The sequence below is a fragment of the Neisseria sicca genome, from assembly GCF_017753665.1.
GTDB lineage: Bacteria > Pseudomonadota > Gammaproteobacteria > Burkholderiales > Neisseriaceae > Neisseria > Neisseria flava.
This window is the reverse complement of the sequence record NZ_CP072524.1, coordinates 1,145,258-1,160,448: the sequence shown is the minus strand read 5'-3', so window position 1 is coordinate 1,160,448 and position 15,191 is coordinate 1,145,258. Positions and strand designations below refer to the sequence as shown.

The 15,191-nt window shown below is 52.3% G+C and carries 11 protein-coding genes and 1 pseudogene; 9 read left to right on the top strand and 3 right to left on the bottom strand.

Going from position 1 to position 15,191, the window contains the following annotated elements; translation table 11 throughout:
* Window positions 1-204: 204 nt before the first annotated feature.
* Both glgB and J7445_RS05430 read right to left on the bottom strand, forming a co-directional pair.
* Window positions 205-4,515: a 1,4-alpha-glucan branching protein GlgB gene (gene glgB / locus J7445_RS05435; protein ID WP_209283283.1), complete on the bottom strand. Its 4,311-nt coding sequence runs from the start codon at window positions 4,513-4,515 to the stop codon at window positions 205-207.
* Window positions 4,516-4,811: 296 nt separating this feature from the next.
* The gene (locus J7445_RS05430) at window positions 4,812-5,291 is read right to left on the bottom strand and encodes an FKBP-type peptidyl-prolyl cis-trans isomerase (RefSeq protein WP_154885516.1); all 480 of its coding nucleotides are present in this window, start codon (window positions 5,289-5,291) and stop codon (window positions 4,812-4,814) included.
* A 572-nt stretch (window positions 5,292-5,863) separates the two neighbouring features.
* On the opposite strand from J7445_RS05430, the gene J7445_RS05425 reads away from it, so the two are divergent.
* From J7445_RS05425 to J7445_RS12520, 6 genes and pseudogenes are all read left to right on the top strand, one after another.
* Window positions 5,864-6,142, top strand: coding sequence for a hypothetical protein (locus J7445_RS05425; RefSeq protein ID WP_019269783.1), 279 nt, complete (start codon window positions 5,864-5,866; stop codon window positions 6,140-6,142).
* Between the two features lie 135 nt (window positions 6,143-6,277).
* Window positions 6,278-7,645, top strand: coding sequence for an FAD-binding oxidoreductase (locus J7445_RS05420; RefSeq protein ID WP_209283282.1), 1,368 nt, complete (start codon window positions 6,278-6,280; stop codon window positions 7,643-7,645).
* A 139-nt stretch (window positions 7,646-7,784) separates the two neighbouring features.
* The gene (locus J7445_RS05415; protein ID WP_209283281.1) at window positions 7,785-8,771 is read left to right on the top strand and encodes a malate dehydrogenase; all 987 of its coding nucleotides are present in this window, start codon (window positions 7,785-7,787) and stop codon (window positions 8,769-8,771) included.
* Between the two features lie 67 nt (window positions 8,772-8,838).
* Window positions 8,839-10,011: an NYN domain-containing protein gene (locus tag J7445_RS05410; RefSeq protein WP_209283280.1), complete on the top strand. Its 1,173-nt coding sequence runs from the start codon at window positions 8,839-8,841 to the stop codon at window positions 10,009-10,011.
* Between the two features lie 115 nt (window positions 10,012-10,126).
* A complete protein-coding gene (paeA, locus tag J7445_RS05405) occupies window positions 10,127-11,428 on the top strand; it encodes a polyamine export protein PaeA (protein WP_107976650.1) in 1,302 nt (433 codons plus the stop codon).
* A 27-nt stretch (window positions 11,429-11,455) separates the two neighbouring features.
* Window positions 11,456-11,572 (top strand): annotated as a pseudogene (locus J7445_RS12520) (IS5/IS1182 family transposase); the annotation flags it as partial.
* A 171-nt stretch (window positions 11,573-11,743) separates the two neighbouring features.
* Here J7445_RS12520 and J7445_RS05400 read toward each other — a convergent pair.
* On the bottom strand, window positions 11,744-13,210 hold the full coding sequence (locus J7445_RS05400; protein ID WP_209283279.1) for a DUF3360 family protein: 1,467 nt from the start codon (window positions 13,208-13,210) through the stop codon (window positions 11,744-11,746).
* A gap of 194 nt (window positions 13,211-13,404) precedes the next feature.
* On the opposite strand from J7445_RS05400, the gene J7445_RS05395 reads away from it, so the two are divergent.
* From J7445_RS05395 to J7445_RS05385, 3 genes are all read left to right on the top strand, one after another.
* A complete protein-coding gene (locus J7445_RS05395) occupies window positions 13,405-13,617 on the top strand; it encodes a hypothetical protein (protein WP_209283278.1) in 213 nt (70 codons plus the stop codon).
* 67 nt (window positions 13,618-13,684) lie between these two features.
* Window positions 13,685-14,161, top strand: a complete 477-nt coding sequence (locus J7445_RS05390) for a Fur family transcriptional regulator (protein ID WP_049227861.1) — start codon at window positions 13,685-13,687, stop codon at window positions 14,159-14,161.
* Window positions 14,149-15,078, top strand: coding sequence for a CobW family GTP-binding protein (locus J7445_RS05385; RefSeq protein WP_019271481.1), 930 nt, complete (start codon window positions 14,149-14,151; stop codon window positions 15,076-15,078). Before J7445_RS05390 ends, J7445_RS05385 begins: the two co-directional genes overlap by 13 nt.
* Window positions 15,079-15,191: the final 113 nt, after the last annotated feature.

Sequence of the window (15,191 nt, the reverse complement as noted above, 5' to 3'; positions counted from 1 at the left end):
TTTCAGACGACCTTTTGTCATATCCGTTTGTCTTTACACAACATCCCTTACCAGTCAAAACCGATGTAATCGGGCATATCAAACTTTATCTGCCATCCCAAAAAAATTTCAGACGACCCCTTCATATCGAAAGGTCGCCTGAAAAAAGCAGAACAGTTTGTTTAAACTTGTCTTGATATGTTCAAAAACAAGTTCAATTCAAGCTCACGCTTCGCCTTTTACTTGATCTACTGCCTCTATTGCGCTCTGTTCAGCAGCTTTGTAAAGGTAAACCGTTGCCAGCGGCGGCACTTTGACGGCGAGTGAGTTGGGTTTGCCGTGTGACCAGATTTCTTCGGTTTGCAGGGCTTGTCCTGCGGATACGCCGCTGCCGTTGTAACCGGGGTCGTCTGAATTGAGGATTTCGCGGTATTCGCCGGCTTCGTTCACGCCGAAGCGGTAGCTGTCGTGGACGACGGGCGTGAAGTTGCTGATGACGATGACGCGGTTGCCTTCGCGGTCGCGGCGTTCGAAGACGAAGACGGAATTATTGCCGTCGTCGGCAACCAGCCATTCGAAGCCTTCCGGCCATTGGTCGAGCTGGTAAAGCGGCGCGGTGTCTTTATAGATGTGGTTCAAATCGCGCACGAAGTTTTGTACGCCTTTGTGCCAGCCGCCTTCTTGGTCGAGCAGGAACCAATCCAGTCCTTCGCTGTAGTTCCACTCTCTGCCTTGCGCGAACTCGTTGCCCATAAACAGGAGTTTTTTACCGGGGAAGCCGTACATGAAGCCGTAGTAGGCGCGCAGGTTGGCGAATTGCTGCCAGCAGTCTCCGGGCATCCGTCCGAGCAGCGAGCGTTTACCGTGTACGACTTCGTCGTGCGAGAGCGGCAGGACGAAGTTTTCGCTGTATTGGTACATCATGCCGAAGGTCATTTTGTTGTGGTGGTATTTGCGGTTGATGGGGTCTTCCATCATGTAGCGCAAGGTGTCGTTCATCCAGCCCATGTTCCATTTGTAACTGAAGTTCAAGCCTTCTTGACGGGTTACGTTGGCAAACGAGGTGGATTCTTCGGCGATTTCGGTGGCGGACGGGGCGACCTCTTTCAGCATGGTGTTGGTATCGCGCAGGAAGGCGATGGCTTCGAGGTTTTCATGACCGCCGTATTGGTTGGGTATCCATTCGCCGTCTTTGCGCGAGTAGTTGCGGTAAATCATGGAGGCGACGGCGTCCACGCGGATACCGTCGAAACCGAAACGCTCTATCCAATACAAGGCATTGCCTTGCAGGAAGTTTTTGACTTCGTTCCTGCCGAAGTTGTAAATCAAGGTGTTCCAGTCTTGGTGGTAGCCTTCGCGCGGGTCGGCGTGTTCGTAGAGCGCGGTGCCGTCAAACTTGGCAAGCCCGTGGTCGTCGGTCGGGAAGTGTCCGACCACCCAGTCGAGGATGACGCCGATGCCTGCATCGTGGGCGGCTTTAATCAGGGCGCGCAATTCGTCGGGCGAACCGAAACGGCTGGTCGGCGCATACAATCCGGTCGCCTGATAGCCCCACGAGCCGTCAAACGGGTATTCGGAAACGGGCAGGAACTCAATATGGGTGAAGCCCATGTCTTTGACGTATGCGACCAATTCTTTGGCGAGCTGTTCGTAAGTCAGCCAGAAGTTGTTTTCGGGATTGCGTTTCCACGAACCCAAATGCACTTCATAAATGCTGATCGGCGCGTCAATGGCGTTGGCACGGGCGCGGAAATCGGGTGCTTCCACTTTTTCAGGCAAACCGCGCACGACAGACGCGGTATTCGGACGTAACTCTGCACCAAAGGCATACGGGTCGGTCTTTTGCCGCACATCGCCGTTGGCATCACGGATTTCAAATTTATAGAGGGCGTTGAGTTTGACGGCGGGGATGAAAATGTCCCAAATGCCGTTGTCGCGGTGGAAACGCATCACATGGCGGCGGCCGTCCCAGTGGTTGAATTCGCCGATGACGGACACGCGCTGCGCGTTCGGTGCCCATACGGCAAAGCTCACACCTTTCACGCCGTCCACTTCGGCAAAATGCGCGCCTAAAGTTTCATAAGGGCGCAGGTGTTTGCCTTCCGCCAGCAACCAAGAATCCATGTCCTTCAGGGCGGATCCGAAGCGGTATGGGTCTTCTTCGCGCACAGGCTCGGCATCTTCGGCATAACGGACGTTCAAAGCGTAATCGGGCGCGCCTTCGGGCAGCACGGCAACGAAGAATCCGCGTTCATCGACTTTTTCAGACGACGTAATCACCTCGCCGCTTTCACGGTTGACAATATCCACGCCCCAAGCGTTCGGAATCAGGGTTCGCACGACCTCGTCGCCTTCGGCAAGGCGGTGTCGCCCCAGATAGGCGAACAAATCGCTGTGGGTGGCAAGAAACAGGCTTTCGACCGTGTCGCGTTCGACTTGGTCAAGCTCGTGATAAGGCTTCATCCGGCTGTTTTTCTTCATGCGTACCTCTCCAATCATGGCAAGTTGGCCGCCCATCAGGCGGTTGTGGGGAAAATCTTCAAGCGCGACGGGCATTTTGCGCGCCCAGTTGGGATAACCCTCGGAAACGCCCGGCACATTCAGGTTGTCGCTCATGCCCAGTAGGTTTTCCAGCTGCACCGCATACAATTTGCTGCGGCTCATGGCAGCATACCGGTGCAAGGCGGTTAACAGTGTTTCGTCGATTTCAGACGACATCTCGGCGTCGGAAGGCAGGCAGCCTGCGTGTTTCAACTTATCGAACAAATCCGCCTTATCGTGTTCGCGCGCTTCCAAGGTCGTCTGAAAAGTTTCCGCATCGGGAATCGTACCCAAGCGGAACATCAAATCCAAATCCCTGCCCGTCCAATAGCCCGCCAAAGGCGCGACGTCGTGCGTGCTGACCACCGTAATCGCCTGTTCGGGATATTCTTCGGGCAATTCAAAGCCGTGCCAGCCTTTGCTGAAATACACGACCTTATAAGAAAACACCTGATAACGGTTCAGCAAATACCGCGCTTGGTCGGGTACCGTCCCCAAATCCTCGCCGATGACCACGCATTGATTCCGCCGGCTTTCCAAAGCCAGGATGGCAAACATCACATCCGCGTCGTAATGCACATACGCGCCAAAGTCCGCCGTCTCGCCCGCAACCCACCACAGACGGCATAAAGCCATCACATGATCAATGCGCAAGATGCCGTAAAGCCGCATATTTTCACGCAAAAGTCGGACGAACTTCTCATAACCCGTGTGCTTCAACATCATCGGATTGAGCGGCGGCAAATCCCAATTTTGCCCTGTCGGGCTGAACGGATCGGGCGGCGCGCCGACCGCCATATCCATGCAGTAATCAGCACGGTTAAGCCAAGTATCCGCACTACCGCGAGCCACGCCGACCGCCAAATCGCCGTAAATTCCGAGCTTCACGCCGCGTGCCGCAGCCGCTTCGTTCACTTCGCGCAACTGCTCCGCGCAAAGCCATTGCAGCCACATATAAAAACGGATTTCGCGGCGGTGTCCCTGTGCAAATCGTTGAACCGCTTCGCCATGCGGATCATGAAACTCCGACGGCCAAGACAGCCAACCCACTTCGCCGGAACGGTTGTAATACTGATCCAACGCCTCAAATAAGCCGAAGCCTTCCAAAGCCTCGCCGCGTTCTTCGACAAAGGCGTCAAATGCCGCCCGCTCTTGTTTGGCGGCTTCGCATCCGTCGTTTTCAAACGCATCAAATGCCTTTTGCAAAGCATCGCGCTTAAACGCCCAAACCGCCGTATAAGCGACGGTTTCCGTAATCCGTAACGCAGCAATGCGCTGGCAGATATTCGGCTGCTTGAGCCAGTTTTTCAGCTTTTCGTTGTAGGAGAACGCACCAACCTTCTCCACATCCAGATAAATCGGATTGAGCCATTCGCGCGAAGACGGACTGTACGGGCTGGCAAAAGCAGGCTTGGCACTAAAAAGCGCGTGCAGCGGATTGATGCCGATAAAATCCAGTTGCTTATCCGCCGCAAACGCCATCAAATTCAGTAAATCGGTAAAATCCCCGATGCCCCAGTTCCGCTGCGAACGCAGGCTGTACAAATGCGTCGTCAGCCCGTTCATGCGCAAACCGTGTTCCAGCATTTTCGGCTGATAAACCGACTGCGGCGCAACCACCAGCCGTACCTTGCGGACAATGTCTTCTACTTCTGCAAACAATGTGTAATAACCGCAAGCCAAAGCCGGCAGCGCCACCCAAAGCACACCGTTTTCGCCATGGTTCAACGCCAAAACCTGCCGCCCGCCCGCTTCATCTTCCAAGCAAATTTCAACCGCGCCATGAAATTCAGCAGGCAGTTGTAAAGATTCCCGACCGTTTTCATGCGCGACCAAAGTATCCGTATAAAGGTCGTCTGAAAAACCGTCCTGCTGCAAAGCCTTAATAATCCCTTCCAAAACCTCGGGCTTGGTCGCATGATAAATTCCACCGATGTCGTGGAAACCCAAATCAATACCCAAGCCCAGAGCCTGCTCTTCCAAATGTTCGCTCATGATACAATTCGCCTGTTTACAATAAACCGAATCTTAATATAAATAGGATTGAATGTTTCTCGTAATTCAGAGAAAACAAACCTTCAGACCCAGATTTCCCTGCTTAGTTTGACTTATCCCAAAATTTTTAGGCGATAGGGAAGCAGCTTGATTTTGATGGTTGTCAGAATGTTTCAGCTATATTCGGAATGTTTCAGCTATATTTGGATATGGGTTTGCAGGATATAAAAAGGTCGTCTGAAAACAGAAACCCAATCCTGCTTTCAGACGACCTTTTAGATTGTCAATCAACTTAATTAGTGATGATGACCGTGCGGGCCGTGAACGTGACCGTGTGCAATTTCTTCTTCAGTCGCATCGCGTACGCCGTCAACTGTCGCTTTAAACAAAATTTTCATGCCGGCAAGCGGATGGTTGCCGTCTACTACGGCCTTGCCGTCTGCCACATCTGTTACGCGATAAACCAAGACATCGCCGGTTTCAGGATCATCGGCTTCAAACATCATGCCGACTTCCACTTCAACCGGAAACACGCTGACATCTTCAATGCGCACCAAGCTGGGATCCTGCTCGCCGAACGCATCATCGGGAGACAGCGCAACTTCAACTGTATCGCCGACGTTTTTTTCGTGCAAAGCTTCTTCCACCAAAGGGAAAATGCCGTCATATCCGCCGTGCAGATAGGCGATGGGTTCTTCGGTTTTGTCCAGCAGTTGGTTGTCCGCATCGTACATTTCATAGTGAAGCGAAACCACGGAATTTTTTTTAATAGTCATTTTTTATCCTTTATCATGACCGTTTATCAAAATAGGCTTTATTGACAACCCTCTGCCAACAAATCTCAAATATTCTAACACACCGCCGTCATGCACGGAGATTTATCTCAAAGATTCATAAATTAACAATTATCAATAAAAACAAACAATATTTAACTAAAATCATGCAAAAGCGTAAATTTTGATAATTTTTATACTGGTGTAACTTTTTTACAACTTTTATTTCTGTGTATAATGATTTTGTTTAGATTATTCAAACAAATCAGAAATAGAAGCCGATTGCGTATTGTTTAAATGTAAATACATGAAATCAATAAATTTTACGATATGGGCTATTTCGAATAGAGCCTGAATAACAACCTATGTTGATTAGGTTTATCCCCATCTTTCGTCCATTCCGGATTGATTAGAAGTTACTAAAAAATTACTAATTCGTCTGTATCGTTGCACCGAGCCATGCTGTGGGGCATAATGCAGGAAATTCAGCAATGAATTTTTACTCTAATGGAACGGCTTAATGCCGTTTCAGTTGTTCCGTTTTTATTTAAATCGATTTAAAGAAGGTTCTCAAAATGAAAAAATCTCTGATTGCTGCTGCTCTGTTCTCTTTGGCTTTGGCTGCTTGTGGCGACAAAGCTGCTGACACTGCCGCTTCTGCCGCTTCTGAAGCTGCATCTGCTGCTACCGAAGCTGCATCTGCTGCTACTGAAGCAGCATCTGCTGCTACTGAAGCTGCTGCTCCTGCTACCGAAGCTGCTGCTACCGAAGCTGCCTCTGCTGCTACTGAAGCCGCTTCTGCCGCTACCGAAGCTGCCTCTGCTGCTACTGAAGCCGCTTCTGCTGCAAAATAATATTTTTACAGTTAAAAAAGCAGGATACAGATTGTATCCTGCTTTTTTATTTTTCAGACGACCTTTACCGTTTTTCGTTCCCCTTATCCGCTATATAATCCTCCGTACACACATAAACCATCCTTGCTTCCCGTTATGCCCAATCTGTACGACCGTTTTCTTGAATTCCTTTCCCCCGCTGAAATCCTCGAAGCCACTCCGGCCCTGTTAAACGACCAGCGCCGCCGCTTTGTTTCCGAACCGGACATCATCTTGCAACCGCATTCCATAGAAAATGTACAAAAAATCATGCGGTTTTGTTTTGAGCACCGTATCCCCGTTACCCCGCAGGGCGGCAATACCGGTTTGTGCGGCGCGGCGGTAGCCTCCAGTGGCGTACTGCTCAATCTCTCCAAAATCAACCGCATCCGCGAAATCAACCTTGCAGACAACAGCATCACGGTTGAGGCGGGCGTAATCCTGCAAAACGTCCAAAAAGCGGCAGCCGAAGCAGGTAGGCTGTTTCCCCTCAGCCTTGCCAGCGAAGGTTCGTGCGAAATCGGCGGCAATATCGCCTGCAACGCAGGTGGATTAAACGTTTTACGCTACGGCAGTATGCGCGACTTGGTATTGGGTTTGGAAGTCGTCCTGCACAATGGAGAACTTGTTTCCCATCTTCAGCCGCTACACAAAAATACCACCGGCTACGACCTGCGCCACCTCTTTATCGGCAGCGAAGGCACGCTCGGCATTATCACCGCCGCCACGCTCAAACTCTTCGCCCGTCCGCAAACCATAGCGACCGCGTGGGTAGGTTTGGATGACATCGAATCTGCCGTACAGCTTTTAACGGCCGTACAAGGGCATTTTGCCGAACGCCTGACCAGTTTCGAGCTGATCAGCCGCTACGCTTTGGCATTGTCTTCCGAGTTCAGCTGTCTTAAACAGCCGACGGATGCAAACTGGCACGTTCTGCTCGAACTGACCGACTCCGTTCCCGATGCCGCGCTCGACGAAAAACTTGCCGAGTTTCTCTATCAAAACGGCCAAGAAAACAGCATCATCGCGCAATCCGAACAAGAGCGCCTCGATCTATGGACGCTGCGTGAAAACATTTCCGCTTCCCAGCGCAAGCTCGGCACCAGCATCAAACACGACATCGCCGTCCCGATTGCCCAAGTCGCCGCCTTTGTCCGTCAATGCGCCCCCGCCTTGGAAGCCCGTTTCCCCGGCATACAAATTGTCTGCTTCGGACATTTGGGCGACGGCAGCCTGCATTACAACACCTTCCTGCCCAACGTATTGAGCAACGATGCTTACCGCTACGAAGATGCCGTGAACACTATCGTCTATGAACACATCCTCGCCTGCCACGGCACCATCGCGGCGGAACACGGTATCGGCACCATCAAAAAACACTGGCTCCCCAGCGTCCGCACTCCGTCCGAAATCGCCCTGATGCGTGCCATCAAAGCCCAGCTTGACCCGCACGACATCATGAATCCGGGCAAACTCCTGCCGTAAGCAGAATTTCAGCATTTGCCAAAATCAAAAAGGTCGTCTGAAATCCTATTTCCAGTTTCAGACGACCTTTTCATTCTCCCTTACTCAATGCTGTTATAATTCGTAAATCAAGTAAAACAACGACTTCAAAAGGAAAAATATGACGCTTAAGCCCCCCGTCCGAATCGCCGTTACCGGCGCCGCAGGCCAAATTGCCTACGCTACCCTGTTCCGTATCGCCGGCGGCATTATGCTCGGACGCGACCAACCCGTTATCTTGCAACTGCTCGACCTGCCTCAGGCGCAGCAGGCATTGCGCGGCGTGATCATGGAAATGCAGGATTGCGCTTTCCCGCTCCTTGACGACATCTTCGCGACAGACGACCCCGAAGTTGCCTTCAAAGATGCCGACATCGCTTTGTTGATTGGTGCGCGCCCGCGTACGCAAGGCATGGAACGCGCCGACCTGCTGCACGCCAACGCCGAAATTTTCAAAGTACAAGGCGCGGCGTTGAACAAAGTTGCCCATCGCGACGTCAAAGTCCTCGTCGTCGGCAACCCCGCCAACACAAACGCCTACATCGCCATGAAATCCGCGCCCGACATCCCGCCGGAGAACTTCACCGCCCTGATGCGTCTCGACCACCACCGCGCCGTCAGCCAAGTCGCCGAGAAAATCAACCGCCCGATTCCTTCCATCGAGCAAATGTGCGTCTGGGGCAACCACAGCCCGACCATGTACGCCGACTACCGCTACGCCACCAGCAACGGCGAGTCCGTCAAAGACATGATTACCGAACCCGATTGGAATACCGAAGTCTTCATGCCGAAAATCGCCGGACGCGGTGCTGCCATCATCGCCGCGCGCGGTTCGTCGTCCGCCGCCTCCGCCGCGAATGCCGCCATCTACCACCTGCGCGACTGGCTGCTCGGCAGCAGCGGCAAATGGATAACGATGGGCGTCCCCTCCGACGGCTCTTACGGCATCCCCGAAGGTTTGATTTTCGGCTTCCCCGTTATTTGCGACGCAGGCAGCTACCGCATCGTCCAAGGCTTGGACTTGTCGGATGAGTTCAGCCGCCAACGCATCGCCGCGACACTAGCGGAGCTGGAAGAAGAGCGCGCCGCCATACAAGATATGCTTTAAAAGATCGAGGTCGTCTGAAAACCGGTTTTCAGACGACCTCGACTGACATGAATACCACGGAGTCCCCATGACCACATTGGCCAACAAAAAACTCGCCGTCCTCATCGACGCCGACAACGCCCCCGCCGACATCATCGACCGCCTGCTCGAAGAAGTTGCCAAATACGGCATCGCCAGCGTCAAGCGCATCTACGGCGACTGGAGCCACGGCCTTTCCAAATGGAAAGCCGCCCTCCTGCCCCACGCCATCATCCCCGTCCAACAATTCGCCTACACCAAAGGCAAAAACGCCACCGATATGGCGCTGGTCATCGACGCGATGGATTTGCTATACAGCGGCAACTTCGACGGCTTCTGCATCGTATCCAGCGATTCCGACTTCACCCGCCTGGCAAGCCGCCTGCGAGAAAGCGGCCTGACCGTATACGGCTTCGGAGAAAAGAAAACGCCCGAAGCCTTCCGCAAAGCCTGCGACAAATTCATCTACACCGAAATCTTCCGTCCCGAAAAACAACGCCAAGAAAAAGAGAAGAACAACGGTAAAAACAACCCCGCCGCCGCCCCTGATGCGCTGTCCCTGCTCAAACGCGCCGTGCGCGAAAACGCCGACGACCTCGGCTGGGCAAACCTCGGCCCCATCGGCAGCTACATCAGCAAAATCAATCCTGATTTCGACTCAAGGCTGTACGGCTACGGCAAACTCTCCGACCTCATCAAATCCTTCGACATCTTCGAACACCGCACCGACAACAACCAGCTCCAAGTCCGCCGCCGCAAATCCGCCGACAAGCCGACAGAGAGGTCGTCTGAAAACCCTGTGGCAACCCATCAAGCAGAAGAAACCGTTTTAGACGACCCCAACGCCGCACCAAAACGCAAAACGCGCGGCAAAAAAACCAACCCAGCCAAGAACGAAAACACCGCGCCAAGCCCAACGGCAGATACCGCACAACCGACACCTGCCAAACCCGAACCCGCCGCCAAAAGCAGCAAATTGCCTGTAACCCGCGTTATCCCCGCCGTACAGCAGGCAGTCGACACCCACGCCGACGAACAAGGCTGGGCGCGCTTGAGCGACGTATCGAAGCAACTCGCCACAGAAGGTACCGACCCGCAACAATACGGCTTTGAAACCATACGCCACCTTATCCACGCCATCTTCGCCGACTGGCTGGAAATCAAAAAAGCCGGCCGCGGCGAACGCCTGCGCGTCAACAAACGCTTTACCGCCAAAGGTTAAACCATAGGTTTGAAGGCGAAAGACAATCTGCCGCCCAATCTAAAAAGGTCGTCTGAATTTTTCAGACGACCTTTAATGTTAAAATGTCCTCTGTTTGCCACATACACCGTTTTTCATGAATATTCTCGAAGCCTTATTATTATTGTGTCTGCTGATTGTCATCAGCGCATTTGTTTCCTGTTCCGAACTCGCGCTCGCCTCGGCGCGCAAAATCAAATTGCAAGTGATGGCGAAAGACGGCGGAGACACGCGCGCGCTGGATGTGCTCAATATGCAGCAGCAGCCAGGCAGCTTCATCACCGTCGTCCAAATCGGTTTGAACGCCGTCGCCATTCTCGCCGGTATCGTCGGCGAAGCGGCGGTGCGCCCTTATTTCGGCAGTTTGTTGGCAAACGCGGGCAGTTGGGGCAGTACCGCCGCGTCGCTGCTGACGTTCGCGCTGGTAACAGGCAGCTTCATCCTGATTGCCGACCTGATGCCCAAGCGCATAGCGATGACCCATCCCGAAGCGGTGGCGGTGCGCATCGTGCGTCCGATGATGTTTTTGATTTTTATCTTAAAACCCGTCGTTTGGATTTTCGACGGAATGGCAAACGCGATATTCAAACTCTTCAAAATTTCCACCGTCCGTCAAGAACAGCTGACCTCGGAAGACATTTACGCCGTCGTCGATGCGGGCGCACAGGCTGGTGTGTTGAAAGAGCAGGAACACTACCTGATTGAAAATATTTTCGACATGCAGGAGCGCACGGTAACTTCCACCATGAGTACGCGCGAATACATCGCCTATTTCGATAAAAACGACGGCAGCGATACCGTGTTGGCAATTATGTCGGAAAAACCGCACAACAAATTCTTGGTGTGCGACGGCGATTTGGAACGCGTCATCGGCTACATCGAATCGCACACGCTCTTAACATTGTTTTTAAAAGAAAAAGACGTCCGCCTGACCGACAAGCGCGTGCTGCGCAAAGCTTTGTTTATTCCCGACACGCTGTCGCTTTACGATGTCTTGGAAACCTTCAAAACCTCCGGCGAAGACTTTGCCGTGGTAGTGAACGAATACGCGCTGGTGGTCGGCGTGGTAACGTTGAAAGACGTGATGAGCATCGTCATGGGCGAGCTGGTCAATACCGAAGAAGAGCCGCAAATTATCCGCCGCACCGAAGACACTTGGCTGGTGGACGGCGCGACCCCGCTCGCCGACGTCATGCGCGCGTTGGATATCGTAGAATTTCCCAATTCGGAAAACTACGAAACCATCGCCGGTTTTATGATGTATTCCCTGCGCAAAATCCCGAAACGCACTGATTTTTTGGTTTATGCGGGCTATAAATTTGAAATCATCGACACCGAAAATCTGAAAATTGACCAGCTTTTGGTGTCCAAACAGGGGGAGGACGTAGTCAGCCGGTAAATTGCAAAAAGCTTTTTTCTGATATGACGTTATAGTGGATTAGATTTAAATCAGGACAAGGCGACGAAGCCGCAGACAGTACAGATAGTACGGCAAGGCAAGGCAACGCCGTACTGGTTTATAGTTAATCCACTATACCTAATCTATTGTCTTAAATATCTGAGATAACGAAAGGTCGTCTGAAAATCAGTTTTTCAGACGACCTTTTATTTTAAAACTTCAAACCAATGTCGATTATCCGATTTATCCGCAATTCGCGGTTTTCAGACAACCTTTAGTTCTAAAAAGGTCGTCTGAAACGCTGGTGCTGCTTTATTAATGCAGATTTCTAAACTGCTCGAGGAAGGCGGGAATACCGGGCAGCATGCCGACTGCGCCCATTGCTGCGCAGAGAATGACAAAGCCGACGGTAGGTACGACGACGCGACCCATAAACCCGAGTTCCGCGCTGCGTTCTTTACATCCGATTAAGCCCAAGTTATCCAACAGCATGGTCAGCGACCAGCCGAAAACGGGGTTGACCAGTGCAGAGGAGAAGACAACGATGGCGGCAGACTGAGTGGTTTTACCCTTGCGCGTCATTTCCATGCCTGCTTCCAAAAGCGGAACATAGACGCCGACAATCAGCGCAACGCTCAATACGGGCTGCCAAATCGCCAAATCCATGGGATAGCCCCAGACGGAGGCGATGATGCAGAACAAGGCGGTCAGTATCGCGCCTGCGGGAATCGGTCGTTTGGCAATGGAAGCGGGAACGATGTAAGTTCGCCATGAAGAGGTAAAGTTCGCGCCGCCCAATACCGAGCCTGCGACTTGGCGGACAGAACAGGTGAACATGGTGTCGTCGATGTTCATCAAGGCTTTTTCGGAACGCTCCGGGTAGCTGATCTTTTGGAACACTTGATGCCCTAAGAAATCAGGCGACCACATGGCGACGGCGAGTACGGCAAAGGGGAATACGACCAAAAAGCTGTCCATCGTCGGCAAACCCATCATCCAGCCGGTATTTTCACCCCACCAGTAGGCAGGACTCATGGGCGGCAGGCCAGGAGCGGTTTGGAAGGAAAACGGCGCACCCAAAAGATAGGCGGTAAAGCCTGCCAGCACGCAGCCCAATGGGACGGCAAGCCAACGCTTGCGCCAATGTTCCAGCAGCGCATAGAGCAGGATAGTGCCGATTATCACGATGAAGGCGATGTAGCTTTTGTCAAAACCGCCTGCCCATTCAAAAAGTTTCTTGACCTGACCGGTCGTGCCGACGAAGCCCAGATACAGCAGCAGCCCGCCGCATACGCCGTTGCTTGTCAGTTTCGCCATCAGACTACCACCCTTGGTAATCCCCAGCAAGAAACCGAACACCCCGATCAACAAGCCGAAAGCCAGCGGATGTCCACCCGCGGCAACGACGATAGGAATCAGCGGAATCAGTGGCCCGTGCGTACCGGGTAAGTTGGAAGTGGGGAGAAAAAGGCCGGAGAGCAGAATGATAAAGATTGAAGCAATCAGCAGCTCGTAACGGACGTTTTGCGGCAGAAAGGTGTCGGGCAGGCCCAACGGCACGGCAAACGCCGCCGCCACTGCGCTGACCATCACCACCTTGCCGATGGTTCCCGCTATGGCGGGAATCAGGTCTTCAGGTTCGAAGCGGTAATTGCGAAACGGCAGATTGAGCCGCCAGCGTTTAGGCTGCATGATTTGCAGCTCGTGTTCCAAATACGCCTCACGGCTTTCAAAGTCCGACGACGGCTTGTGCATACCGGAATATGATGTGTCGTGGTTCATAATTTCTCCTTTGGTTGACTTGTTTTTGGTTCTGTCGGCAATCGCCGTCCGACTTCTTATATCCGCTCCGAAAGCGGCTATACACGGCAAAGCCGGTAGTCGGGATCGGGCTGTATTGTCAACAATTTAGCGTTTGGATACTAACACACAAATTATCCGGAACAAGTAAAAATTTTCGTTTTAGTACGAATAGGTTGGAAAAACAACAAAAAAAGTTGCCTGAAACTTCAGACGACCTTTGTTTTGAAATTTTTAATCCTCCAAACAGATACAAAGGGGGAAGAGCCATTCCTCTCGGTAAAATGACAGGTTTATTTTTAGGTATTTGGATTTTGAAGGAGGACTATTATTCGTTATTTCCAAGGGTTTTCCCAAGTTTTTCGTTCTTGAAAACAACAGCAGTTTGAACCAAACGGAAACACGTTATAATATAATCCTTTCCATTCAGAATTTTAAGGTCGTCTGAAAGCCTTTATGAAACACGCAATCAAACAAAAAATCCTTGAACAGGCACGCCGTGACGGCGTACAGGTAACCGCTTTGCGCGAGCAGGTGCTTGATATCGTTTTGCAGCAAAGCGGCGTGATTAAAGCCTACAATGTCTTGTCGCAGATGCAGCAGCAAAGCGAGGGCGTGGTTGCGCCGCCGACGGCCTACCGCGCCCTTGATTTTTGGGCGGAGCAGGGCGTTTTGCATAAAGTGGCGGCGGTCAACGGCTATATTTTGTGCAGCCACGCGCAGCACGAGTGCAACGACCATTGCCACGACCACGAAGAAGCTGAAGCGCACCATAGCGCGTTTATTTTGGTCTGCACCGAATGCGGCACGGCGGACGAGCAAACCCTGAGCCACGAATGGGCGGCACTGCGCGCAGGCGTTGCCGAAAGCGGCTTTGCGCTGAAAGAAGAACACGTTGTTTTAACTGGAATCTGTAAAAAATGTCAGAAGTGAAAAAAACCAAAGTCCACCTGATTTCAGGTTTTCTGGGAACAGGCAAAACCACCGCGCTCAAAAGCCTGATGGAGCAGAAAGACCCGAACGAAAAATGGGTCATCATCGTCAATGAGTTCGGCGAAATCGGTATTGACGGCGCGGTATTGAGCGACAACGGCATCCCTGTGGCAGAAATCGCCGGCGGCTGTTTGTGTTGCACCGCCGGCCCGCAAATGGGCGTAACCGTACAGAAAATGCTGCGCGACGCCAAGCCCGACCGCCTGATGATTGAGGCAAGCGGACTGGCACACGCCGCCAGCGTCATCGACGAATTGAAAGCCAAACCGCTGGACAGCCTTTTGGAAATCGGCGCAGTCTTTACCGTCGTCGATCCGCGCCAGTTCATCAATCCCGATTACGCGCAGCAGGCATTGTATAAAGACCAAATCGGCATCTGCGACGTATTGGTCGCCAGCAAAACCGATTTATGCACCCCCGAACAGCTTGCCGAATTTCACGACAAAGCGGCAAAACTGTTCCCGCCCAAAGCCAAAGTGGTCGAAGTCCAAAACGCACAACTTGACATCCAATGGCTCGACATTCCCGTTATTGAAAAATCACGCTACCGCCTCAAAGCCCTGCCGGACAACACTATGGGCTTCCAGTCGCAAGGTTTCACTTTCCCTGCCGGACGCGATTTTGACGGCGAAAAGCTGACCAACTTCTTCAACGACCTGCCCAAATTCACAGACGACCTCGTCCGCGCCAAAGGCGTGTTCCAAGTGCTTGGCACATGGGTGTGGCTCAACTGGGTGGACGGGCAGTGGGGCGCTAACCAAGTCTCATGGCGGCGCGACTCGCGCTTCGAGCTGATTGCCAAATCGTTTGATGCGGATTTGATTGAGAAGAAACTGCAAGAGGCTTTGGAGAAATAAGGAAGGTCGTCTGAAAGTTTGTCGCAGCAATTTTCAGACGACCTAAACGATAGTGAAGTCTATTGTTTCAACTGTCAGAATAATATAAAGCAACTGCGTAGCGTGGGCTCTGC